General features: G+C 73.5%; 21 protein-coding genes. 13 read left to right on the top strand and 8 right to left on the bottom strand.

Annotated features, from left to right (window positions below):
- Positions 1 to 95 precede the first annotated feature (95 nt).
- On the bottom strand, positions 96 to 2,708 hold the full coding sequence (gene lanL / locus ACIBSV_RS34560) for a class IV lanthionine synthetase LanL (protein ID WP_395870156.1): 2,613 nt from the start codon (positions 2,706 to 2,708) through the stop codon (positions 96 to 98).
- 176 nt (positions 2,709 to 2,884) lie between these two features.
- On the bottom strand, positions 2,885 to 3,055 hold the full coding sequence (locus ACIBSV_RS34555) for an SflA family class IV lanthipeptide (protein ID WP_331770546.1): 171 nt from the start codon (positions 3,053 to 3,055) through the stop codon (positions 2,885 to 2,887).
- Positions 3,056 to 3,466: 411 nt separating this feature from the next.
- On the opposite strand from ACIBSV_RS34555, the gene ACIBSV_RS34550 reads away from it, so the two are divergent.
- Positions 3,467 to 6,286 carry an AAA family ATPase gene (locus tag ACIBSV_RS34550; protein ID WP_395870154.1) on the top strand — a complete coding sequence of 940 codons (2,820 nt, stop codon included), beginning with the start codon at positions 3,467 to 3,469 and terminating at the stop codon, positions 6,284 to 6,286.
- 80 nt (positions 6,287 to 6,366) lie between these two features.
- Complete coding sequence (locus tag ACIBSV_RS34545; RefSeq protein ID WP_395870152.1) at positions 6,367 to 7,188, top strand: phosphatase; 822 nt, start codon at positions 6,367 to 6,369, stop codon at positions 7,186 to 7,188.
- A gap of 64 nt (positions 7,189 to 7,252) precedes the next feature.
- Here the strand turns inward: ACIBSV_RS34545 and ACIBSV_RS34540 are convergent, their stop codons facing one another.
- Positions 7,253 to 7,681 (bottom strand): DUF5997 family protein, encoded by a 429-nt coding sequence (locus tag ACIBSV_RS34540; RefSeq protein WP_395870150.1) that lies wholly within the window; start codon positions 7,679 to 7,681, stop codon positions 7,253 to 7,255.
- 58 nt (positions 7,682 to 7,739) lie between these two features.
- On the opposite strand from ACIBSV_RS34540, the gene ACIBSV_RS34535 reads away from it, so the two are divergent.
- Entirely contained in the window at positions 7,740 to 8,510 is a 771-nt protein-coding gene (locus tag ACIBSV_RS34535; protein WP_395870148.1) for a LysR family substrate-binding domain-containing protein, read from the top strand.
- An 85-nt stretch (positions 8,511 to 8,595) separates the two neighbouring features.
- Here ACIBSV_RS34535 and ACIBSV_RS34530 read toward each other — a convergent pair whose 3' ends face one another.
- Positions 8,596 to 9,852, bottom strand: a complete 1,257-nt coding sequence (locus ACIBSV_RS34530) for an MFS transporter (protein ID WP_395870334.1) — start codon at positions 9,850 to 9,852, stop codon at positions 8,596 to 8,598.
- A 456-nt stretch (positions 9,853 to 10,308) separates the two neighbouring features.
- On the opposite strand from ACIBSV_RS34530, the gene ACIBSV_RS34525 reads away from it, so the two are divergent.
- The 3 genes from ACIBSV_RS34525 to ACIBSV_RS34515 all read left to right on the top strand — a co-directional run bounded on the left by ACIBSV_RS34525 (position 10,309) and on the right by ACIBSV_RS34515 (position 12,124).
- Positions 10,309 to 10,815 carry an LAETG motif-containing sortase-dependent surface protein gene (locus ACIBSV_RS34525; RefSeq protein ID WP_395870146.1) on the top strand — a complete coding sequence of 169 codons (507 nt, stop codon included), beginning with the start codon at positions 10,309 to 10,311 and terminating at the stop codon, positions 10,813 to 10,815.
- 260 nt (positions 10,816 to 11,075) lie between these two features.
- Complete coding sequence (locus tag ACIBSV_RS34520) at positions 11,076 to 11,555, top strand: RNA polymerase sigma factor (protein WP_395870144.1); 480 nt, start codon at positions 11,076 to 11,078, stop codon at positions 11,553 to 11,555.
- On the top strand, positions 11,552 to 12,124 hold the full coding sequence (locus ACIBSV_RS34515; protein WP_395870142.1) for a hypothetical protein: 573 nt from the start codon (positions 11,552 to 11,554) through the stop codon (positions 12,122 to 12,124). Before ACIBSV_RS34520 ends, ACIBSV_RS34515 begins: the two co-directional genes overlap by 4 nt.
- Positions 12,125 to 12,136: 12 nt before the next feature.
- Here the strand turns inward: ACIBSV_RS34515 and ACIBSV_RS34510 are convergent, their stop codons facing one another.
- Positions 12,137 to 12,490: a LysE family translocator gene (locus ACIBSV_RS34510; RefSeq protein WP_395870140.1), complete on the bottom strand. Its 354-nt coding sequence runs from the start codon at positions 12,488 to 12,490 to the stop codon at positions 12,137 to 12,139.
- A gap of 131 nt (positions 12,491 to 12,621) precedes the next feature.
- The gene (locus tag ACIBSV_RS34505) at positions 12,622 to 14,376 is read right to left on the bottom strand and encodes a glycoside hydrolase family 3 protein (RefSeq protein WP_395870331.1); all 1,755 of its coding nucleotides are present in this window, start codon (positions 14,374 to 14,376) and stop codon (positions 12,622 to 12,624) included.
- A gap of 179 nt (positions 14,377 to 14,555) precedes the next feature.
- Between ACIBSV_RS34505 and ACIBSV_RS34500 the strand changes: the two genes are divergently transcribed.
- From ACIBSV_RS34500 to ACIBSV_RS34485, 4 genes are all read left to right on the top strand, one after another.
- Positions 14,556 to 15,623, top strand: a complete 1,068-nt coding sequence (locus tag ACIBSV_RS34500) for an Lrp/AsnC family transcriptional regulator (RefSeq protein ID WP_395870139.1) — start codon at positions 14,556 to 14,558, stop codon at positions 15,621 to 15,623.
- 264 nt (positions 15,624 to 15,887) lie between these two features.
- On the top strand, positions 15,888 to 16,211 hold the full coding sequence (locus tag ACIBSV_RS34495; RefSeq protein WP_395870138.1) for a helix-turn-helix domain-containing protein: 324 nt from the start codon (positions 15,888 to 15,890) through the stop codon (positions 16,209 to 16,211).
- Complete coding sequence (locus tag ACIBSV_RS34490) at positions 16,208 to 16,711, top strand: hypothetical protein (protein WP_395870137.1); 504 nt, start codon at positions 16,208 to 16,210, stop codon at positions 16,709 to 16,711. Before ACIBSV_RS34495 ends, ACIBSV_RS34490 begins: the two co-directional genes overlap by 4 nt.
- Positions 16,712 to 16,854: 143 nt before the next feature.
- Positions 16,855 to 17,040: a YegP family protein gene (locus ACIBSV_RS34485; RefSeq protein ID WP_395870136.1), complete on the top strand. Its 186-nt coding sequence runs from the start codon at positions 16,855 to 16,857 to the stop codon at positions 17,038 to 17,040.
- Positions 17,041 to 17,107: 67 nt separating this feature from the next.
- Here ACIBSV_RS34485 and ACIBSV_RS34480 read toward each other — a convergent pair whose 3' ends face one another.
- Positions 17,108 to 18,658: an MFS transporter gene (locus tag ACIBSV_RS34480; RefSeq protein WP_395870134.1), complete on the bottom strand. Its 1,551-nt coding sequence runs from the start codon at positions 18,656 to 18,658 to the stop codon at positions 17,108 to 17,110.
- A gap of 227 nt (positions 18,659 to 18,885) precedes the next feature.
- On the opposite strand from ACIBSV_RS34480, the gene ACIBSV_RS34475 reads away from it, so the two are divergent.
- The 3 genes from ACIBSV_RS34475 (at position 18,886) to ACIBSV_RS34465 (ending at position 21,205) form a co-directional block, all read left to right on the top strand.
- Complete coding sequence (locus tag ACIBSV_RS34475) at positions 18,886 to 19,878, top strand: Lrp/AsnC family transcriptional regulator (protein ID WP_395870132.1); 993 nt, start codon at positions 18,886 to 18,888, stop codon at positions 19,876 to 19,878.
- Positions 19,879 to 20,015: 137 nt separating this feature from the next.
- A complete protein-coding gene (locus ACIBSV_RS34470; protein ID WP_395870130.1) occupies positions 20,016 to 20,174 on the top strand; it encodes a hypothetical protein in 159 nt (52 codons plus the stop codon).
- A gap of 74 nt (positions 20,175 to 20,248) precedes the next feature.
- On the top strand, positions 20,249 to 21,205 hold the full coding sequence (locus ACIBSV_RS34465; protein ID WP_395870128.1) for a zinc-binding dehydrogenase: 957 nt from the start codon (positions 20,249 to 20,251) through the stop codon (positions 21,203 to 21,205).
- Here the strand turns inward: ACIBSV_RS34465 and ACIBSV_RS34460 are convergent.
- A complete protein-coding gene (locus ACIBSV_RS34460) occupies positions 21,200 to 22,099 on the bottom strand; it encodes a LysR family transcriptional regulator (protein WP_395870126.1) in 900 nt (299 codons plus the stop codon). The genes ACIBSV_RS34465 and ACIBSV_RS34460 overlap by 6 nt on opposite strands.
- Positions 22,100 to 22,220 lie beyond the last annotated feature (121 nt).

Below are 22,220 nucleotides of genomic sequence, written 5' to 3'. Positions count from 1 at the left end.
CACCGCATCCCCCTTCGGGCTCCTCGCCGCGCTCACGCCGCGGAGCCCGACGGGGGATTGAAGACACGCTCTGGAACCGAGACCCGTCCCGGTGGTCAGGACCCGGAGGCGGCTCTCGGCGGCGGTGCGCACAGGCGCTCGCCGCCCCGGTCGCGCAGCCGGCGCAGAAGCGACAGCACGCCCGTGCCGCCCCCGGCCCAGCCGGGGTCGGTACCGGCGAGCGTGTTGTCGGGGAACAACGGGCGCCGCGTGGTGCCGCCGCTGCGTGCCAGGATCAGCGACACCACATCCTCGGCGGCCCGCCAGTGCTCGTCGTCGCCGGTGACGAGCGCGGCGTCCACGAGCAGTTCGCCGACCCCGGAAAGACCGCAACATTGCGATACCAGGCTCATCCGGGGTGCGAGCGAATGGCACAACCGGGCGCAGCGCAGCCCGAGTTCGACCAGCTCGGGCTCCTGTTCGCGCGCGCCCGCCGCGAGCAGGACGGTGCCGATCCCGGCCATTCCCCGACACCAGGACGCGAAGTGCCGGGCGGCGCCCGGGCGAGCCGCCTCCGCGAGCAACTCGGGTGTGTGCGCGGCGAGTCGATCCAGACCCTCGCGTGCGGCGAGCCCGACCTCCGGGTCCGGGACCGGGTTTGTGCCCGCGCGGGTACGAGTGTCGTGGCAGGCGTGGAGGAAGTGCACGATGCCGGCCTCGCCGTGGGCGTAGCCGTGCGCGTAGGCCGCCCGTGACGAGGCCGGGGGCAGGTCGTCGGTCCCGGGCCACGCGTCGCGTGGTCGCTCCAGGAGGGCCTTGGCGCAGGAATCCGCCGCGGCCAGGTGCCGGGCGGCCTGCTCGATCCGTCCCGCCGCGTGTGCCTGGCGCGCCAGCAGCAGGTGGCCCGTACCGGTGCCCGCCGCACCACCTATCTGGTCGCCGGTGTCGTCGTACGGCAGGGGATCGGGCGGGAAGACCGGCAGGGGAACAACGCCGCCCGGCTGCGCGGCGGCGGCGCGCAGGAACAGCTCGACCCCGGTGCGGCCGGTGTACAACGCGCCGGAGAGCGCGTCGAGTTCGGGGTGTGTCGCGGTGCGGCGGGCGAGTTCGGTGACCGCCTCCGCGACGCCCGGGTGGTCGAGGTGGTGCAGCAGTTCCAGGCCCACTCCGGCCGCGCCCGCGTAGACCGTCAGCGTCGATCCCGGACGCGCGCCCGACGCGGCGGGCAGCGCGGCGGCGGCGGGTACGCAGCCGGCCACCGTGTGCGCGATCACGTCGTCCAGCAGGTCGGCGTCGACGCGAGGCGGCGTCGGCGAACGGCGGCCGTGCGCCGGCTCCGGCAGGCCGGCCCGCAGGCGCCGGGCGCAGGCCAGCCGCTCCTCGCGATCGAGGCTGAGCAGCCCGGCGACCAGGGCCCGGACCGGTCGGTGGGCGGCGCCGGGAAGCGCGGCGGCCAGGCAGGCCAGCGTACGATCGCGGTCCACCGCGCGGTCGGGGTCGACGATCACCGGATCCATCCCGGTCAGCGCGTAGTGCAGTGTCGCGCCCAGCGCGTACAGGTCGTCCGCCGGATCGGCCGGGCCGTCGGCGGGGTCCACCGCGAGGGTGTAGCCCGGCGTGCCGCCGGCCGGGCGGTGCGCGCGCAGTGCGCTGATGCCGAAGTCGACCAGTCGGCAGGTGCCGTCCGTGTCGAGGACCACGTTGCCCGGTTTCAGATCGCACATCACCACGCCCCGGGCGTGCATCGCGTCCAGTACGGTCAACAACCGGCGGGCCAGCGCGGACACCCGGCGTCCGGGCCGCGCGTCGCCCGGATAGGGGCCGTGTGTCAGGACGTCGCGGCGCAGGTCCGCGGGGCCGCAGTCGGTGGTGACCAGGTATTCGTCCTCGCCGTGGCGCACGTGGTCGACGACCCGGGGCACCCCGTCGAGATCGGCCAGCGCGGCCAGCACGGCGCGCTCGTGGCGCAGCCGGCCCCGGGCGTCCACGCCGTCGCCGTCCTCGCCCGCGTAGGCCCTGGCCTGCTTGACCACCACGCGTTCGCCGGTGGTGGTGTCGAGGGCGCGGTAGACGTTTCCGTGCGGGGAGCGGGCGATGCCGGAGGTGAGTCGGTATCGGCCGCCGACCAGCCGTGCGGCCCGCCCGGGGGCGGGCACGGCGGCACCGAACGGGTCTGCGGCCCACGGGGGTTGGCGGTATCGAATGCTCGCCCGGCCGGGGAAGCGCTGCCCGTCGGGGCCGGTCATCACCAAGTCGGCGGCGCCGGATCCGGTGGCCCGGAAGGGGCCGTAGCGGTAGTACACCGGCGCGTCCGGCCGAACCCGGCGGTCGCCGAGCACGCGCGGGCCGGCGCGACCGACCAACACGTCGGCCAGTTCCCGGCCCAGGACCGGTACGTCCTGTTCGCGCGGATACACGGTGGCCGCCTTGCCGACCACGGCCGGATCGCGCACCCCGGAGTTCAGTTCCTCCAACACGGTGGCGCTCACCGCGAACTTGGCCAGGCAGCGATAGCGCAGCAGCACCGGGACCACCAGGTCCAGGGTCTCGGGGAAGTCCTCGGGCCGGGCCGAGACGTGCAGTTTCCATCCGTGGTCGGGCACGGGCATGTTCGGGTCGAACAGGTGCAGCCAGACGTCGTCCGCGCTGCACCGCCGGGCGTGGCCGGCCACGAGCGCCTCGAGTCGCGTGCGCAGATCCTGCGCGGATCCGTGGGGGATCGACCGCACCAATGCCACCCCTCCCGCCGGCTCCTGCCGTTCCCGCGATTCCTGCCGTTCTGTGGTTCTCGCCGTGCTTGGATCCGCCGCGGGCAGGGGGTGCCGCGCGTGGGTGCCCCGGCGCGAGCCCGATCGGGCCGATGGGTGCCGATCGGGCCGTGCGCACCGGGTCGGTCGGGTCCGGGTCAGACCTTCCAGTCACATCCGACGCGCGTCGTCGCGGTGGGCCAGGGCTCGGGCAGACACGCCTCGATCCGCCGGTCCGGGTTCGACTCGTCCTCGAACTCGACCGCTTCCTCTTCCACCTCGACGTCGAGCGGTCCGGCGTCGCGGATCTCTACCTTCACGGGGCTCATATCGATCCTTCCTGCAAAAAGGCGGGCAGATCATTACACGAACCGAGCGACTTTCTGTTGTTCGGGGCCGCCGCGCCCACCTGTGCCCCCCGGTGCGGATGGGGCGGGTGGGCCGTCGTACCGCGCCAATAGTCTCCTCGTTGGACAACGAAAGGAGAACGTGCCGAATCGGCCGGCTTGTGGCGGGATTTCGCACGCGTGAACGGGATCGGCACAGGACGCGGAGCGGCGCTCGGTCGGGGCCGGGTGGCGGGACCGCGAGGGCGCTCGATGGCGGCCCGGTGGTGGCGCGCGAGGGGGTGGGCGCCGACCGTCTACGGTGAACCCGTGCCCGGGCCGGTCCCGGCCGCCCCACCCGCGGCGAGAGCCGGTGCGTGGGCGACCCGCACCTGCCCCCGGAGAGTTCCGCCGATGACCAGCACACCCCGCTCCCGGATCACCGACGCGTCGCGGGTGCGATTGTGGGGGCGAGAGGTCGAGCGGGCCGAGATCGCGGCGGTGATCGCACGTGCCCGCCTGGGCCGCAGCGCGGTGCTGGTGTTGCGCGGGCCGGCCGGCATCGGCAAGTCGACGCTGCTGGACGGGGCCGCGCGCGACGCCGACGGTCTGCGGGTGCTGCGCACCGCCGGAGTCGCGGCCGAGGCCGGCCTGCCGTTCGCCGCGCTGCATGGCCTGCTGCGGCCGGTGCTGCACCGACTGGACACGCTGCCCGATGTCCAGGCGGCGGCGCTGCGCGGCGCGTTGGGTCTGGCCCAGGCGGGTCCGGACCGGTACCTGGTCGGCTCGGCCGTGCTCGGCCTGCTCTCCGACCTGTCCCGCGAGCGGCCGCTGTTGTGCCTGATCGACGACGCGCACTGGTTGGACGTCGCCTCCGCCGAGGTGCTGCTGTTCACCGCCCGGCGGCTGGACGCCGAGGGCGTCGGGATGCTCTTCACCGCACGGGACGCCGCGGAGGGCTTCCCGTCCCGCGCGCTGCCCGAACTGACGCTGTCCGCGTTGGACCACGACCCGGCCGGGGCGCTGTTGGCCGAGCGGGTCCCGGATCTGACCCCGGCGGTGCGCGAGCGGATCATCGCCGAGTCCGCCGGAAACCCGTTGGCCCTGCTCGAGTTCGCCGCCGGACTCGACGCCGACGTGCGCACCGGCCGGGTCGACCCGCCCACCGCCCTGCCCGTCACCGACCGGGTGTCGGCCGCCTTCGGGGACCGGATCGCCCGGCTGCCCGAACCCGCCCGCGTGGTGTTGACCGTCGCCGCCGCCGAGGGCACCGGTGACCTGGGCACAGTGCTCCGGGCCGCGCGGGCGCTGGGCGCCGGCGCCGAGGACCTCGACGCGTGCGTGGCGGCCGGCCTGCTGCGCGGCACCGGCGCGACGATCGCCTTCCGACACCCGCTGGTGCGCTCGACCGCCTACCAGCGGGCCGGGGTGGCCGGCCGCCTGGCGGTACACCGGGCGTTGGCCGCGGCCACCGACGGCGAGCGCCGACTGTGGCACCTGGCCGAGGCCGCGGCCGGGCCCGACGAGAGCGTCGCGGCCGCGTTGGAGCGGGCGGGCGTGGACGCGCACGAGCGCGGCGCGACCGGGGCCGCCGCGCCGATCCACGAACGGGCCGCCCGGCTCAGCCCGGAGCCCGCCGACCGGGCCCGGCGCAGCGTCCTGGCGGCCCAGATGGCCGTGGTCGCGGGGCGTACCGAGCACGCGGCGGAGTTGGCCGAGCGGGCCCTGGCCGGGATCGAGGACCCGTTGCCGCGAGCCGGATTGGCCATGGTGCGGGCGACCGCGGCGAGCGAACGCGGCACCCCGCGCGGGGCGGCCCGACTGCTCATCGAGCACGCCCGGCCGATCGCGCCCACCCACCCGGAACTCACGCTGAGACTGCTGATCATGGCCGCCGGCAGCGCGTGGTCCGCGGCGGAGGACGTCGAACTGCGCGAACTGGCCGCCCTCGCGGCCGAGTCGGAGTCGGCCGCGGCCGCATTGCGGCCGACCGCCGGCGCCTCGGCGAAGCACGCCTCGGCGAAGCACGCGTCGCCGGCCGCCGCGATCACCGCGCTCGCGTACCTGGTCGACGACGATCCCGAGCGTGCCCTGCCGATCCTGCGGTCCTTCGTCACCGGTGTGCGGGTGAACCCGCCCGGCCTGCTGCTCACCCGGATCCTCGCCGGCAACCTCGCGGTACTGCTCGGCGACGACGACGCGGCCCTGGACCTGTCCACCACCGACGCGGCACGCACCCGGGCGCGCGGACAGGTCGGCGCGCTGCCCGGCGCGCTCCAGGTCCAGGCGCACGCCCAGGCGATGGCCGGCCTGCCGCACGACGCGGCGGCCACCATCGCCGAGGCGCTCACCTTCGCGCGCGACACCGGTCAGGTCTACCGGATGGCGCGACTTCGTGTGATCACCGCCCGGATCGCCGCCGAACGCGGCGACGAGGACGGGTGCCGCGCGGCGCTCGCGGCCGACGCCGACCTCGCCGGAGCGCCCGCGTTCGCCGGGGTCGCCGAGACGACGGCCGCTGCGGACTGCGTACACGCACTGCTCGATCTCACCCTGGGGCGCTACGAATCGGCGGTGCGTCGGCTGACCGAGTGCACGCGCGGGCCGGCCCGACACACCGCCGCCGTCGTGGCCGCGAACGCCGATCTGGTCGAGGCGGCCGTCCGGGCCGGCACCCCGGAGCGGGCCCGGGAAGCGGCGGCGCGGTTCGAGCGCTGGGCCCGGGCGAGCGGGACCCCGTGGGCGATGGCGGTCGCGCTGCGCTGTGGTGCGCTGCTTGCCGAACCGGACGCCGCCGACGCGCTCTACGTCGCGGCGATCGGTGAACACGAGCGGGGCGGGCGGCCGTTCGAGCGGGCGCGCACGGAACTGCTGCACGGTGAATGGCTGCGCCGGGCCCGGCGGCGCGTGGACGCGCGCGCCCCGCTGCGCTCCGCGCTGGCCGGCTTCGAGCGGTCGGCGGCGAGCCCGTGGGCCGATCGGGCCCGGAGCGAGCTGCGCGCCACCGGCGACGCGGCACCGGCCGACACCGGCGACGCGGACGTACTCGCCCGGCTGACGCCGCAGGAACTGCACATCGTTCGACTCGCCGCCGAGGGTGTGAGCAACCGGGACATCGCAAGTCGCCTGTTCCTGAGCCCGCGCACGGTCGAATACCACCTCTACAAGGCCTATCCCAAGCTCGGCATCGGCTCCCGCGGCGAGTTGTCCCGCTTCCGAACCTCGAGGTGCTGAATCGCTGGGCGCGCGGGGCACCGGTGGTGAGGGGGACCCCGCCCACCACCGGGCGGTTGTCGGGTGGGCACAATGGCGGCATGACGACGCCGAACACCCCTCCGTCCCGCGACGAGCTGATTCGGCACCTGGAGACGACCCGCATCGCGGGCCGGGTGGCCACACCGCGAGAGGTCAATCTCCGGCACTACGCGGAACTGGTGAAGGGCAACCGGCGGTTCTGGCTGGGTCTGGACCTGGGCGACCGCTGGAAGACCGAGGACGACGTGCTCGACGTGATGGTCGAGCGGGTGGGCGTGCGGGCGGACCCCGAGCACCGCACCGGTCAGGACACCATCGACGCGCGACTGACCCTGGACGGGCTCGATCGTATGGCCGCCGTCCTGCGCGACGCCGCCGCGCGCCGGCTGCGCGTACTGATCGCCACAGGACACCCCGGCGGACTGTTGGACGTACATCGGGCCATCGGTCGCGCGTTGCGGGCGGCCGGCGCCGAGATCCTCGACATCCCCCGCGGACTGCACACCACCGAGGGCGACGACGACACCAACGGCAGCGTGCGGCAGTTCGGTGGTGTGGCGGTGCTGGAGCGCGGGGCCACGCTGTGGCACACCCACGCGCCGCAGCCGATGAGCGCGATCCTGGACGCGCTCGCGGCGGCCGGGCGACCCTGGCCGGACCTGGTCGTCGCCGACCACGGCTGGGCCGGCCGTGCCGGGCAATACGGCATCCCCACGGTCGCGTTCGCCGACTGCAACGACCCGGCGCTGTTCCTCGGCGAGGTCGAGGGCACCGTCACGGTCACCGTCCCGCTCGACGACCACGTCGTGGACGCCCGCGACTACGAGCCGATGACCGCCTACCTGCTCGCGACCGCGGGCCTGGACCACGACACGCGATAGGGCCGGGCGGGCCACCGCGACGGCCGGGAACCGGTGTTCGGCTCCCGGCCGCGGTGCCGGTGGGTCAGGAACGCGCTCGGCGCGGCTTCGCGGGGCGCTCCACGGGCCGCTCCGCGCTCTTCTCCTTGTTCTTCTCCTTGATCCGGATCGTTTCCTTCCGGACCTCGGCCTGGGTGGCGCGCTCCTGCCGCAGCCACTCCGGGCCGTCCTCCTTCAGCGCGTCGATCTCCGCGGTGGTGAGCGCCTCGGTGATGCCGCCGCGGGCGAGGCCGGCGATCGAGACGCCGAGCTTGTTCGCCACGACGGGCCGGGGGTGCGGGCCGTTGCGGCGCAGCTCCTGGAGCCACTCGGGCGGGTCGCTCAGCAGCGCGTTCAACTCGTCGCGGGAGACGACACCCTCTTGGAACTCTGCGGGGGTGGCCTGGAGGTACACGCCCAGCTTCTTCGCCGCGGTCGCGGGCTTCATCGTCTGGGTGGTCTTGTGCGACGTCATGGTGTCAAGAGTAGCGACCGTGTGCGGTGCCTCCGATCATGGCCGCTAACCTGACGTGGTGACAGGCTCGCAAGTACCCACCCCGTTCCGGCTCGCGTACGTTCCGGGGGTGACCCCCACGAAATGGGTGCGGGTCTGGAACGAGCGGCTGCCGGAGGTGCCGCTGACGTTGATCCCGGTGTCCGCGGCCGACGCGGCCGACGTGCTGCGCGCCGGCGACGCCGACGCCGGGCTGGTGCGGCTGCCGATCGACCGGACCGAGTTGAGCGCGATTCCGCTCTACACCGAGACCACGGTGGTCGTGGTGCCCAAGGACCACGACGTCGCGGGGGTCGACGAGGTGCTCGCGGAGGATCTGGCCGACGCGCTCGTGCTGCATCCGCTCGACGACACCCTGGAGTGGGAGCGCCGGCCGGGGGTGCCCGCCAAGGAGCGGCCGGCGACCACGGCGGACGCGGTCGAACTGGTGGCGGCCGGGGTGGGCCTGTTGGTCGTCCCGCAGTCCCTGGCCCGTCTGCACCACCGCAAGGACCTGACCTACCGGCCGGTGTCCGACGCTCCCGAGTCGCGGGTGGCGCTGTCCTGGCCCGAGGCGCACACCACCGACCTGGTGGAGGAGTTCATCGGGATCGTCCGCGGACGCACCGTCAACAGCTCGCGCGGCCGGGCCCAGACGCCGGCCCAACCGAAGGCGAAGTCCCAGCGCCCCGACGCGAGCGGCGCCAAGCGCAAGCCCGGCGCCGCCGGTGGGTCGACCGGCAAGGGTGCCCGCGGCGGCCCCGGCGCCGGCAAGGGCGCCAAGCGCGGCAAGCCCCGCCGCCGCTCCTGACCTCCCGACCGGCCGCCGCGGTCCGCGGCGCGATCGGTCCCGAGCGCGTGGGCTTCGTAGCGTGCCTCACGCCTCGTAGCGTGCCTCACGCCTCCGCGGCGACCGCGCCGGGACGTACGACCGGTTCCTGCGAGCTCTCCGGGACCACGCGGAACAGCGCGATCGCGCCGACCAGGCTGACCAGACACATCGCCGCCAGATACCAGGTCACGCCGGTCGAGGAGGCGCCGGAGTTCAACAGCGCGGTGGAGATCGTCGGAGCCAGTCCGCCGCCGAGGACGGCGCCGAGTTGCAGGATCAACGAGGACCCCGAGTACCGGACGTGGACGGGGAAGGTGTCGGCGATGATCCCGCCCTGGACACAGTGCGTGATCGGAATGATGAGGCCCATTCCGGCGAGGGCCAACACGGCGAGCGCCGAATTCCCGGTGTTCAGCAAAGGGAAGAAGGCGAGACACCACGCCAGGATCGCGGCCGAACCGCCGATGAACATGGTGCGTCTGCCGTATCGGTCGGCGATTCGTGTCCACAGCGGAATACTCGCGAACCACAACACGGCGGCGGCCGAGATGCTCAGGATCAGGAATCTCTTCTCATAGCCGAGATGCTTGGTTCCGTACGACAGCGTGAAAACCATGAATACGTACGCGACGGCGGAATTGGCGACCACGGCGAGCAGCGTGAGGCCCAGGCGTGGGAAGCCGACCTTGAATGCCTCGGCGAGCGGAAAGCGGACCACCTCGCCCTGTTCCAGAGCATGATCGAAGGATGGGGATTCGGTGACCCGTAGCCGGATCACCAGGCCCACCGCGACCAGGACGAAACTCATCAGGAACGGGACGCGCCAGCCCCACGAGGTGAATGCGTGATCGCTCATCACCGTGCTGGTGGCGAGGAAGATCATGTTCGCCAGGACCAGGCCGGCGGGTGTTCCCATCTGGGGGAATCCCGCGTACAGGTTCCGCTTGCCGGCCGGGGCGTGCTCCATCGACATCAGTGTCGCGCCCGCGCCCTCGCCGCCCAGACCGATGCCTTGCACCACGCGCAGCACGACGAGCAGCACGGGCGCCCAGTAGCCGATCGCGTCGTAGTTGGGAATGGCGCCGATGAGGGTCGAGCCGATTCCCATCATCACCAGCGACACCACCAGGGTCGCCTTGCGGCCGATACGGTCGCCGAAATGACCGAAGACCAGTCCGCCCAGCGGTCGGGCGACGAATCCGACGGCCAGGGTGGCGAACGAGGCGAGAGTACCCGCCGCGGGGCTCAGCGACGGGAAGAACTGCTTGTCGAAGATGAGTGCGGCGGCGGTGCCGTAGAGAAAGAAGTCGTACCACTCCAGGGTGGTTCCGGCCAAAGTCGCGACGGCGGTTCTTCCCGCCGTCTTTCCACCGCCGTCGATGCCCTCTTTCGGAGCCGAATTACTCATGGGTGACCTATCCACTCGGGGGCGGGCGTTCACTCCGCAAAGCCGCTGCGGCGGCCGGTGTTCACAGTGCGTCACATGGATCCTGACCCCGGCGGACATGACATACAAATGCCGAATCCGAGGTCAGCCATATCCGTTCGGGTATGTGGCGCCCGTCTGTTCGCGCAGTCGTCGATGGTCCACGCCTCGATCCACCGAACGGATACGTGCCGAGGAGGGCGAACCGCGACGGGCGGCTCGGCGGCGGGTGAAAAAAGTTCGGCGCAATCGGGAACCCGGCGAGGGTCCGCGCGTCTGGATGTCCGTCACCGAGTGGTGGCGGCCGGCGTGTGCGCACGGCGGTCCGTTCGATGCTCGACAAGGAGAACGGTGTTCATTCCCTCCCCGCGTGTCCCTCCCCGCACGACCGCGTCGCCGCCCGCCGGCCGGGCCCGGGTTCGCGCCGGTCGCGTGCACGGCGCCGGTTTCGTTCTGGCGGCCTCGGCCGTGCTGCTGACGCAGAGCCCGGCGATGGCCGACGACACCTCGCCGGCGAGCCCGGCGCGCGTTTCGGACTCCCGGGCGGTCCCGGCCACGCAGCCGCCTCGGGACGCGGCGCCCGAGGCCCGCACCCCCAGCGTGCCCCCGACCGCGCGTCCCGGCGTCGGCACCGTGCCCCCGGCCGCGCGCCCCGGTGTCGCCACCACGCCGCCGCCCGCCGAGGCGCCCGGGCGGGCCGGCAACCCGGCGGCCACCCCGGCGCCGGCGGAACGCCGCCTCGCCGAGACCGGCGGTGACGACAAGACCGCGCTGTACATCGGCGGCGCCGCGGGACTACTCCTGCTCGGCGGCGGTGCCGTCGTGCTCGGCCGGCGTCGCGGCGGTACCGCGAGCTGATCGGTGCGTGGAACCGGCCGGTGGCCCTGGGACGTCGACGCCCCCGGGCCACCGGCCGGCCGCGGCGCCGACCCACGGCATCGGCAGTCCATCGGTACGCATCCGAGGAGTTCACGGCCATCCAGGAATCCCACGTCCGGGTCCACCGCGACCCGATCCCGGCCCCCCGGACGCCGCCCACCCCGGACGCGGCGCCCCGCCGGCGTGCCTTCGGCCTGTTCCGCCGGCGGACCCGGGAGGCCGGCGAGCCGCCGCCGACCATGACGCAGCTCTACCACGCGCACCGGATGCGCCTGGTGCGCCTGGCCACGCTGCTGGTGGACGACCAGGAGACCGCAGAGGACGTCGTACAGGAGGCCTTCACGGCGGCCTTCCGTCGGCACGGCGCGCGCCTGGGCGAACTCGACGACCCACCCGCCTACCTGCGGCGCTGCGTGGTCAACGGCGCCCGGTCGGTGCTGCGTCGACGGCGGACCGCGCGGGCCTGGATACCGCCGGTGCCGCCGCCGGTGGCCTCGCCCGAGGACGACGCGCTGCGCGCCGAACGCGACCGGCGACTGCGCCACGCGCTGGGACGGCTGACCCGACGGCAACGCGAGGTGCTGGTGCTGCGCTACTGGGAGAACCTCAGCGAAAGCGAGATCGCCGGCACGCTGGGCATACCGTCCGGCACCGTGAAATCCACCGCGAGTCGCGGGCTGACCGCACTGCACCGGCTGCTTATGGAGGACGAGGCGTGACTCGACACGGCGGTGAACCCCTGCGGTCGGGGACGCCCGAGCACACGGCCCTGGAGGCCGAACTGCGCGACTGGCTGGGCCGACGGGCCGACGCGGTGACCCCCGCGACGGTGCGCCCGCGCGAGGTGCCGTTGCCGATCGCACCGGCGCGGACGCGGCGCGTCCCGCTCCGACTGGCGGTGCCGGTGGCGGCGTTCGCGCTGGCCGCGGCCGGGTGGGCGGTGGCCGGCTCGATCTCCGCCCCGGACGCCCCGCGCCCGGTGACCGTACCGCCGGCCGGGCCCGCGCCGGAGACCGGCGGGCCGACCACGACCGCGCCCGCCTCGACGCCGGAGTCCCCGGCGGGCGTGCCCGCGCCGAACCCGAGTGCCGTCTCGACCGTGCCGCCCAGTGTCCCGCACGGCGGCACCGCGCCGCCCAGTGTCCCGCCCCGCACCGCGCCGCCCGATACCTCGCCCGATACCCCGCCCGGCATCGCGCCGGGCGGGCGCCGGGGTTCGCCCGTGGACAACCAACCACCGAGCAACGCACCGCCACCCGCGACCGGCGAGGGTCGGCGCCTGCGCTGAACGGCACCCCGGTCACCGCGCGACCAACAGTCCCAGCGCGAGGTAGACGCCGCCCACCAGGTACCCGGCCAGGTCCCGCCCGGGACGCCCGCCGCCCACCAGGTGCCGGGCGGCGTCCGCGGCGAACGTGTAGCCGAGCCCGACGAGCAGGCCGATCGCGGACACGCTCGCACCCAGGCCCACCATCCACACCCTGGCCCGGGTCGGCGACGCCCCCGAGGGCACGAACTGCGGAAGGAACGCGAGGAAGAAGAGCACGACCTTGGGATTCGGCACGTTCACGAGCACGCCGTCCAGGAAGACCCGCCGCAACGACCGCGCGGGCCCGCGACCCTCCTCGGGCACCTCCGTCGAACGGCGCAGCACGGTGCCTGCGCGTCCCGTTCGGCTTCGCGGACGACGTGCTGCACCGCATCGTGGACCGACTGACCTCGGCGTGGGCGGAATCGGCCCGGTCGTGAACACCGAAGCGACAGCCGGAGCGGCATGCGGCAGGGTCAGCGCACCGGGCCCGTGCTCGGCTCGCTCGTCCCGGCCGGCGGCGGCCCCGGGTGGCCGCAGCGGAACAGGGGGTCGCGGGTGTCGAAGGGCACGTCCTCGCGGGACTCCTCGACCGCGCGCATCGACGACGGCAGGTCGAACGGCAACCGCCCGTCGACCGGGGCGCGGCCGAACACCGCATCCAACACCAGGTCGTCGTCCGCGCCGAAATCGGCGAGCAACACGGATGCCACGTCCGCGAGTTCGGTGAGCACGGCGGGCCGGTCCAGGAACACGCAGACGGCGAGCGGGACGAGCGCGGCCAACTCGCGCAGGCGGGCCGACTCCGGCGCCGGGAACTCCAGCGAACCGGCGTGGAAGTACCGCTCCAGCAGTCCCTCGCGCGGCTCGTACGGGGCGTTCAGGCGCAGCACCGCGAGGTCCGCGTCCGCCGGCCGGTCCACGACCGTGCCGTAGCGCGATGCCGACTCCGGATCGATGTTCTCCACGTACACCTTGCGGTCCGGGCCGTGCGCCGGCACCTCGCCGTGCAACCGGACCAGGGAGCGCCGCTGCGCGCGACGACCCAGCGCACGGGTCCGCGGCCGGCCGACCAGTTCCTCCGCCGCGTCCGGGTCGACGTAGGGGTCCTCGAACAGGCCCAGGCGGAACTTGTCGCGCAGGATCCGCCGGGCCGACGCGTCGATCCGGGCCTCGGCGACCGCACCGGAGCGCACCGCGTCGACGATCAACCCGGGCCGGATCTCGCCGCCGAACTGGTCCACGTCCGCGTCCAGGAGCAGCCGCACCTGCTCGGCGAGCGGCAGGTGCTCCACCCCCCAGTTGCGCGCGGGCAAGTCGCCGACACCGGGAACCGGCATACCCCGCAACAGATTGAAGTCGGTGCACACCACGCCGTCGAAGCCGTACCGGCCGCGCAGCAGCCCGGCGATCACGTCCCGGTTGAAGCCCGAGCCGACCTCGGCGAGCCCGACGCCGACCGGGATCCCGTACGCCGGCATCACCTGGGCGACGCCCGCCGCGAGCGCGGCCTCGAACGGCCGCAGGTGGTGCTCGAATCGGCCACCCGGATAGACCTGGAGCCGGCCGTACGCGAAGTGCGGGTCCTCGCCGCCGGCCACCGGGCCGCCGCCGGGAAAGTGCTTGACCATGCACGCCACGCTCTCGGCGCCCAGGGCCGCGCCCTGCATGCCGCCGATGTACGCGGCCAGCATCCGTGACACCCTCTCCGCGTCCTCGCCGAAGGTGCCCGCGATCCGCGCCCAGCGCGGCTCGGTGGCCAGGTCGGCCATCGGATGCACCGCGACCCGGATGCCCACCGCGCGCAGCTCGCGCGCCGCGGCGGCGGCGAACTCGCGAACCAGCCCGGGATCGTTCGTGGCGGCCAGACCGATCGGCTCCGGCCCGCGCGAGAACCCGCCACCGGTGTGCGCCGCCGCCGGGTTGTCGCCGAACCCGTGCCGGGGGTCCGAGGACAACGTGACCGGGATGCCCAACCGGGTGCCGGCGGCCAGATCCTGGAGGTGGTTGTTCCACCGCGCCATCACCGGGGCGGTCGGGGCGGACATCACCAGGAAGTGGCTGACGCCGAGCCCGGTGAGTGCCTCGCAGTCGGTCGGGAAGGCGTCCGCCCGCCTGCCGGCGATCCGCCCGTGGCACATCAGCGCGGCCTTCTCGGCCAACGTCATCCGGGCCAGCAGGTCGGCGACCCGCTCCTCGATCGGCAGGCCCGGGTTCTCGTACGGCTCCATCGTGCCGTTGTGGTTCAGGTCCCGGAACAGGGTGCCGTCGTGCCGTCGGAGCGGTTTCACCGTACGTCCTCACTGCAGTCGTGGGCCGTCCATGGCACCGCCACGGACCCCCACCAGGGTTGCCGCCGTACGCGTGCCGGCATCGTGGATGCCGAAAGTGATCCCGAGAGGCCCGGCTGATGCAGGAATCGAAAGCGGCGCTCGGCCCGGAAGCGCTGGACGAACTCGACCTCGCGCTCGTCCACGCGCTGCAACTGTCGCCGCGCGCGACCTGGACCGAGCTGGGACCGGTGCTCGGCGTCGACCCGGTCACCCTGGCCCGCCGTTGGCGCCGCCTGGAGCGCAGCGGCGCCGCGTGGATCACCTGCCACCCGGGCGGCGGTCCCGGGGCACTCGGCGGCACGAGCGTCGCGCTGGTCGAGATCCGGGTGGCTCCGGGCCGGATCCCGGAGGTCTCCGCGCGCCTGGCCCGGCATCGACACGCCCTCAACGTCGAGTACCTCACCGGCAACCGCGACCTGTTGATCACCGCCGCCGCGGCCGACGCCGACGCGCTGGCGCAATACCTGCGGATCCGGCTGCCGTCCGTCCCGGGCATCACCGGCATCCGGGTCCAGCTCCCGCTGCGCCTGTACAAGGACTCGGGCGCGTGGCGGCTGCGCGCTCTGGACCGCGAGCAGCGCGACCTGCTGAGCGGCCCGCCGCGCATGTCGAGCCGGCCCACCCGGGCACTGGACGACGCGGACCGGGCGTTGCTGCTCGAACTGGGCCCCGACGGGCGACTGGGTACCGCGGAACTGGCCCGCCGACTGGGCACCAGCGGCGTCACGGTGGCCCGCCGGCTGGCCCGGCTGACCGCCGGCGGGCAGGCCGGATTCCGGGGTGAGGTGGCCCGCTCGCTCACCGGCTGGCCGGTCTGCGCGACCTGGTGGCTGCGGGTGCCGGCAGCCGAACTGGACGAGACCGCCGCCCGGTTGACCGCGTCGGCCGACGTGCGCATGTGCGCCGTGGTCACCGGCACCGCCAACCTGGTCGTCGTGGTGTGGTTGCGCCGGGCGGCGGACGTACCGACCCTGGAGGCCGAGTGGTCCGGGCGTTTCCCCCGGGTCGAGGTGGTGGACAGCGCGGTCACCATCCAGGTGATCAAGCAGATGGGCCGCGTGGTCGGCCCGAACGGGCACGCCACCGGTTTCGTGCCCCTGGACATCTGGTCCGACCCGCTGGCGGACACGGAGGTGCGGCCATAGACCCGCAGGCCGGTTCCGCGCCGGGCCCCGACGACCCTTCGACCGGGTCCGCACCCGGTTCCGAAGATCCGCAGGCGGGCTCCCCACCGGCTCCCGAAGACCCGCAAGCCCGTTCCGGACCCACCCCTGAAGATCCGCAAGCCCGTACCGGACCCGGTTCCGAGGTTCGACGCGTTCGTGTGACGCGGCAACTTTCCCGCACAGAGGGATGATTGTCCTCCTTGTGCTCTACCGCTCCCGCAAGTGGCGATCTACTCTGCGGAGATGAGAGATGTTGCGCCTGGGGTGCGTGGGACGAGAACGGCGGAGCCGATATCCACCCGGGACTCGGATTCGAACGAACCGATCCGGATGATCGTGGTGCGCAACGTGCGGATGCTCGCACGGCGCGACGGCTACACGGACGGTGCGATCGGCGAGGCACTGGGACACGGCCGGTCCTGGGCGTGGCGTCGCTTCACCGGTGAACTCCCCTTCGACCTCAACGATGTGGAGCGTTTGGCCCAACTGTTCAAGGTGGAACCCGCGCACCTGCTCGCCCCCGCCCACACGTGGGCACCGGACCCGGCCCGAAGGGTTGTCTCATGAGCACCGATCGTCGCCCGAGCAGCCGGCGCAACCGGAACGACGCCAAGCACCGCGGCGACCGGGTCACGGCGCGCCCCACCCGCCACACCGACGGGGCCTCCGTCCCGGCGATGTCCTCGGAAGTGATCGAGGCCGCGCTCTACCGCGCGGCCGAGGGCAGCCACGCGGACCAGGCGACCACGTACATCCTCACCGAGGAAGGCTCGTTCGTGCGCCGCCCCGAGTTGTACGCGGTATGCCTGGACTGGTCCGACGACGGCCGCTACGCGGCGGTGCGCTGGCGGACGCTGCGCGAGGTGGTCACCGCCTCCGACGCGCAGTTCCCGCCGGGGGCGTTGCGCACGATGCTGCTCCTGTGCTGTTCGCTGCACGACGACGGTCCCGCGCCGCTGTCCCGACTGTCCATGCTCGACTCGACCAACGCGCGGATCGTCTCGCGCGGAATCCACATCGCCACCGGCGCGCTGCCGCTGCGCCAGGCGCTGGGCAACGCACCGTGACCCCGAGATGACACTCCCGATCGAGGACCCGCGACCGCCCGAGGCGGCTGCCACGACCGGGGCCTCGACGGGCCGGTGCGGATGCCGGCGGGCGCGCGTAGCGAGACCATGGTAGGGGCGACGCGATCACGGAGGTGTGTGTGATGGCCGCCAAGTTCGAGATGTACACCGACAAGGCAGGCAAGTTCCGGTTCAGGCTGAAGGCCGGGAACGGGCAGATCATCGCCGTCGGTGAGGCCTACGAGACCCGCGCGGCGTGCATGAACGGGATCGACTCGGTCAAGCGCAACGCGCCCACCGCCAAGGTGGTCGAAATGGCCCACGCCTGACGCCCGCGGACGGCCGCGAACACGCGCCGCCCGGGGCACTTCCCGGGCGGCGCGTGCCGGTGTGACGTCACCGCGACGCGGATGCGGGTGCGGTCTCGGAGTCGGGTGCCGGCCGCCGGTCCGGGGGCGCGGCCGCGGTGGCGGGTGCGGCCCGACCGGTCAGCAGGACCAGTGCGCCCGCCGCGATCCCGAGTACCCCGCAGAGCACGAACGTGCGGTCCATTCCCGCCGCGAACGCCTCGCGCAGGGTGCCCAGTACGACATCCCGGGAGTCCGCGGGCGCCGCCGCCGCGATCTCCTGGGCCCGGCCGCCGCCGAGCGCCTCGGCGGTGGCGTGCGGGTCGCCGCCGACCGACCCGGCCTCGCGCAGCGTGTGGGCCGCGCCGTCGCGGAAGAGCACACCCACCACGGCGATGCCGAGCGCGAAGCCCAACTGTCGGAAGGTGTTCAGCGCGCCGCCGGCCATCCCGGCGCGCGCGGGCGGGACGGCGGCCAGCGCCGCGCCGGCCAACTGCGGCATGACCAGGCCCACTCCGACCCCGCCCAGCACCAGGCCGGGAGTCAGAGCCGCCCAGCCCGATCCGGCGTCGACCAGGGTCAGTGCGAGGCTGCCGACGCCGATGAACACCGCGCCGATCCCGATCGACCATGTGGGCGCCACCCCGAGCAGGAACCGGCCCGCCAGCGCGGACACCACGAACGAGGTCGCGGCCAGCGGCAACAGTGCCAGTCCGGCCTCCACCGGGCCGTACCCGAGCACCGACTGGAGCCACACCGACATCTGCGGGAAACCGGAGAACGCGGCGAACTGGATCAGCAGGCCGGCGGCCATGATCGCGCCGAACGACGCGCGGCGGAACAGCGCCAGGTCGATCATCGGCTCGGCGACCCGGACCTCGGTCACCACGAAGACCACGAACGCGAGCGCGGCGCCGGCGAACACGGCGAGGGTCCCGCCCTCGGTCCAGCCGGCTCCGCCCGCGCGGACGAACCCGTAGGTGAGCAGTGCCGCGCCGAGGGTGAAGGTGAGCATGCCGATCGGGTCCAGTCGCGCCGAGCGGTTCCCGTGCGACTCGCCGAGCACCCGCCAGGCCATCAGCGCGGTCGCCACCCCGATGGGCACGTTGATCAGGAAGATCGCCTCCCAGCCGAGATGTTGCGTCAGCAGGCCGCCCAGAATGGGCCCCATCGCGGCGGCGGCCCCGCTGATCGATCCCCACACGCCGAACGCGACGCCTCGGTCGCGGCCCTGGTAGGCGTGCCCGAGCAGGGCGATCGTGGTGGCGAACATCGCCGCGCCGCCGACGCCCTGCAGTGCCCGCGCCGCGATCAGCGTCGCCGTGTCCAAGGACAGCGCGCACAGCAGCGACGCGGCGGTGAACAACATCGTGCCGAGGACGAAGACCCGCCGTCGGCCGACCCGGTCGGCGAGCGACCCGGCGCCGAGCATGAGCGCGGCCAGGGCGAGGGAGTAGGCGTCCAACACCCACTGCAGGTCGGTGTACGAGGAACCCAGGTCGGCGCCCATGTCCGGCAGGGCGACGATGACGATGGTGACGTCGACGAGCAGCATGAACGATCCGAGACAGACCGCGACGAGCGGTCCCCATTTGCGCACGATGACTCCTTGGCGGAACGAGCCGAAGCGACCCGATGGGTCGGATGGGCTGCATGGCTTTGCTGAGGGTCGCGTCGGATCCCGACCGGACGGGGTCGGGCGAGACGCGGGCGGCGCGGGCCGTCGTCCGCTCGGCGCCGCTGACGGAAACAGTCGCGTATTCGCGTGACCCGGTCGAGTGCGAAGCTTCGATACGGCGGATTCCCATCATTGCTAGGCTTCGGGTGATGGGATCCATCGAATTCGACGCCGTCGACCTGGCCATCCTGCACGCGCTCGACATCGACGGTCGTGCACCCTTCGCGCGGATCGCCGAAGTGCTGTGCGTCTCCGACGCGACCGTGCTGCGGCACTATCGCCGCATGCGCGCGAGCGGCGCGATCCGGGTGGTACCGATCACCGATACCCGACGCACCGGTCAGACGTCGTGGGTCCTGCGGGTGCGGTGCGTGCCGGACGCGGTGGACGCGGTGGCCCAGGGTCTGGGCCGGCGACCGGACGTGTCCTGGTTGCAAGTGCTGGCGGCCGGCACCGAGGTGATGTGCGTGACCCGAGCGAAGGGCCCCGAGGCCCCGGGGGGCGAACTGTCCCGGCAACTGGGCCGCGCGGCCGGGGTGATCGGGTTGGAGATGTACTGCCTGCTGCGCGTGGTCGTCGGTGGGCCGACGACGTGGCAGGGGCAGAACATCGGCCTCACCCCGGCCCAGGTCGACGCGTTGACCCGGGCCGCTCCGCAGCCGTCGTGGGACACGCCGGTGCCCGCGTGGGTGGACGGCGACCGCGAACTGTTCGCGGCACTGGCCCGGGACGGCCGCACCTCGTACGCGGAACTCGCCCGAGCCTGCGGAACCTCGGAGTCGGCGGTGCGCCGGCGGGTGGAACTGCTGCGCGGCACGGGCGTGCTGTTCTTCGAGGTGGAGACGGACGCGGCGAACCTGGGCTACGGCCTGTGCGCGTTCCTGTGGATGAATGTGCGCCCGTCCGCCCTCGACGCCGTCGCCGAGGTCGTCGCGGCCGACCCCCGGGTGGTGTTCGGGGCCGCCGCGACCGGACGCGCGAACTTCCTGGCGAGCGTGCTGTGTCGCGACACGGCGGACCTGTACGACTTCATCGCGGAATCGCTGGGCTCGGTCGAGGGCATCACGAGCGTGGAGACCACGCCGATCGTCGAGACGCTCAAACGCGAGGGCCCGATGCCCGGAGCGCGTGCGCGCCGCTGACCGGGCGCGGATCGTTTAGCGCGACGCGCCGTTCCTTGTCGGATCCGGCGTTGTTCGGTTCGCGCCGGCCGACGAGGGTTGAGGGGTGCCTCCGTCACGACCGCGACGGGGGTGTCTTTCCGCACAGGAGCGTCCTCATGCCCGGATATTTCGAACCCCTCACCGTCGGCAAACTGGAACTGCCCCATCGACTGGTGATGGCACCGATGACGCGCAACCGCGCGAATGACGCGGGGGTGATCTCCCCGGCCGTCGCCGCGGGCAACCGACCGCACCTCGCCGACACCCACCGGTGATCGGCGTCCACCCCGTCCCCGGCGCGCGCTCCCCGCGCGCCGGGGACCGACCGGGAAGCACACGGGAAGCACACATGCGAGCACTCATCCACGGCCCGCAGGGCCTGCACGCGGCCGACGCGCCGGACCCGCGCCCGCGAGAGCACCAGGTACTGGTCGCGGTCGCCGCCTTCTCGCTCAACTTCGGTGAGATCGCCTATCGGCCGAGCGGCGAACCGACCGGACACGTCCCCGGCTGGGACGCCGCCGGGATCGTCGCGCGCGCCGCGGCCGACGGCTCGGGACCCGAGGTGGGCACCCGCGTGGTCACCTTCGGCTGGGACGGCGCGTGGGCCGAACTGCGCGCCGCCGACACCACGAACCTGGCCGTCGTCCCCGAGGCGGTCGACCTGGGCGTCGCCGCCGCCCTTCCGGTCGCCGGCGTCACCGCTCTCCAGGCCGTCCGCCGACTGGGCTCCGTGCTCGGCCGCCGAGTCCTGGTCACCGGCGCCTCCGGCGGCGTCGGCCGGTTCGCCGTACAACTCGCCGCGCTCGCCGGCGCGCACGTGATCGCCTCGGTCGGTTCGCCCGAACGGGCCGAAGGACTGCGGGAGTTGGGCGCCGCCGAGATCGTGCCCGGACCCGGCGCGTTGTCGACTCCCGTGTACGGCGTGCTCGACAACGTCGGCGGGCCGCAACTGGCCGAGGCGTTCTACCGGCTGGAGGCGGACGGGGTGGTGCAGGCGATCGGCCGGGCGGCCCGGCAGCCGACCACCATCGACTTCGAGGTGGCCGGTACCAACTCCGCGCGCGGCCGACTGGAGAACTTCAACGTCGCGACCCCCTTCGCGGACGACCTCGCGGTGCTGCTCGGGTTGCTGGAATCGGGTCGACTGAGGCCGCAGATCGGCTGGCGGGGCCCGTGGCAGCAGGCCGAACTCGCCGCCGACGCGCTGTTGTCCCGCCAAGTCCGGGGCAAAGCGGTGCTGGACGTCCCGATCACCGGGCAGTGGGCGGCGCAGCAGCGGGGAGTGCGGGACGCCGGGTCATGACGCGGTACGGGTGCGGCTCAGCGCGACGGCCCGGTCGTTGAACGCGCGCACCCGTTCCGTCTCGTGGGCCTTGCGCCAGATCAGCCCCCATTCGATCGGCGGGGCGTCGGCGATCCGGACGTAGCTGACGTCGGGACGGACGTAGAAGCGGTTCACCTGGTCGCCCACGGTGAACGCGCCCTCGCCGGCACCCACCAGGGCGAGTGCCTCCAGGAAGGTGGTGGCGGGCCGGCCGTGGGCGATCGGCCGGCCGGCGGGGGTGCGGGAGGGGACCCGGTCCTCGGCGACCGAGGACGGGCAGTTGGCCGGCATGCGCAGCAGCGTGACATCGGCCAGATCCTCCTGCCCGATCTCGGCGCGGGAGGCCAACGGATGCTCGCACGGAAGCGCCAGGTAGCGGGTCTCGGCCCACAGGGTGGGTCCGATCACCAGATCGGGATCGGCGAACGGGCGGGTGACCAGCACCAGATCGGAGTTGTGCGCGCGCAGCCCGGCGATCGAGGTGTTCATCTGGAACTCCTGGAGGTCCACCTCGGAGGTCGGGTGCTCGGCGCGGAAGGCACGGATCACCTCCAACAGGAATTGGCCCCCGGCGGCGCCCAGGAAGCCGACGTGCAGCGGGCCGTCGAAGCCCCGGGCGGCCATGATCGCCTTCCCCACGGCCCGCTCGATCTGCTCGTGGCCGGGCCGCAGGTCGTCGTGGAACCGGCAGCCGATCGGGGTGAGCGCGACCCGGCGGCTGGTGCGCTCGAACAGCCGGGCGCCGATCCCGCGTTCCAGCTTCGCGATGGTCTGACTCATCCGGCCGGTGGAGATGCGCAGCCGCTCGGCGGCACGGCCGAAGTGCAATTCCTCGACGAGGGTGAGAAAGGCCTCGATTTCGTAGCGTTCCACGGATCCTCGTCCAGATCGTCGTGCAGGGCCCGAGCATGATCTCAGGTGGGCTCGGCGGGCGGTCGTCAGGGCGTGTCCGCGATCGCCCGGCGGGGATCGCGGGCACGCTCCGGGCCGTCGC

It is taken from the genome of Embleya sp. NPDC050154, assembly GCF_044460165.1.
GTDB lineage: Bacteria > Actinomycetota > Actinomycetes > Streptomycetales > Streptomycetaceae > Embleya.
This window is presented reverse-complemented; position numbering and strand designations above follow the sequence as displayed.

Bases quoted from the DNA above. Each gene is read 5' to 3' on its own strand.
- ACIBSV_RS34555 (WP_331770546.1), bottom strand. From the start codon at position 3,055: ATGAGCCCCGTGAAGGTAGAGATCCGCGACGCCGGACCGCTCGACGTC.
- ACIBSV_RS34550 (WP_395870154.1), top strand. From the start codon at position 3,467: ATGACCAGCACACCCCGCTCCCGGATCACCGACGCGTCGCGGGTGCGA.
- ACIBSV_RS34545 (WP_395870152.1), top strand. From the start codon at position 6,367: ATGACGACGCCGAACACCCCTCCGTCCCGCGACGAGCTGATTCGGCAC.
- ACIBSV_RS34540 (WP_395870150.1), bottom strand. From the start codon at position 7,681: ATGACGTCGCACAAGACCACCCAGACGATGAAGCCCGCGACCGCGGCG.
- ACIBSV_RS34520 (WP_395870144.1), top strand. From the start codon at position 11,076: ATGACGCAGCTCTACCACGCGCACCGGATGCGCCTGGTGCGCCTGGCC.
- ACIBSV_RS34505 (WP_395870331.1), bottom strand. From the start codon at position 14,376: ATGGAGCCGTACGAGAACCCGGGCCTGCCGATCGAGGAGCGGGTCGCC.
- ACIBSV_RS34500 (WP_395870139.1), top strand. From the start codon at position 14,556: ATGCAGGAATCGAAAGCGGCGCTCGGCCCGGAAGCGCTGGACGAACTC.
- ACIBSV_RS34495 (WP_395870138.1), top strand. From the start codon at position 15,888: ATGAGAGATGTTGCGCCTGGGGTGCGTGGGACGAGAACGGCGGAGCCG.
- ACIBSV_RS34490 (WP_395870137.1), top strand. From the start codon at position 16,208: ATGAGCACCGATCGTCGCCCGAGCAGCCGGCGCAACCGGAACGACGCC.
- ACIBSV_RS34485 (WP_395870136.1), top strand. From the start codon at position 16,855: ATGGCCGCCAAGTTCGAGATGTACACCGACAAGGCAGGCAAGTTCCGG.
- ACIBSV_RS34475 (WP_395870132.1), top strand. From the start codon at position 18,886: ATGGGATCCATCGAATTCGACGCCGTCGACCTGGCCATCCTGCACGCG.
- ACIBSV_RS34470 (WP_395870130.1), top strand. From the start codon at position 20,016: ATGCCCGGATATTTCGAACCCCTCACCGTCGGCAAACTGGAACTGCCC.
- ACIBSV_RS34465 (WP_395870128.1), top strand. From the start codon at position 20,249: ATGCGAGCACTCATCCACGGCCCGCAGGGCCTGCACGCGGCCGACGCG.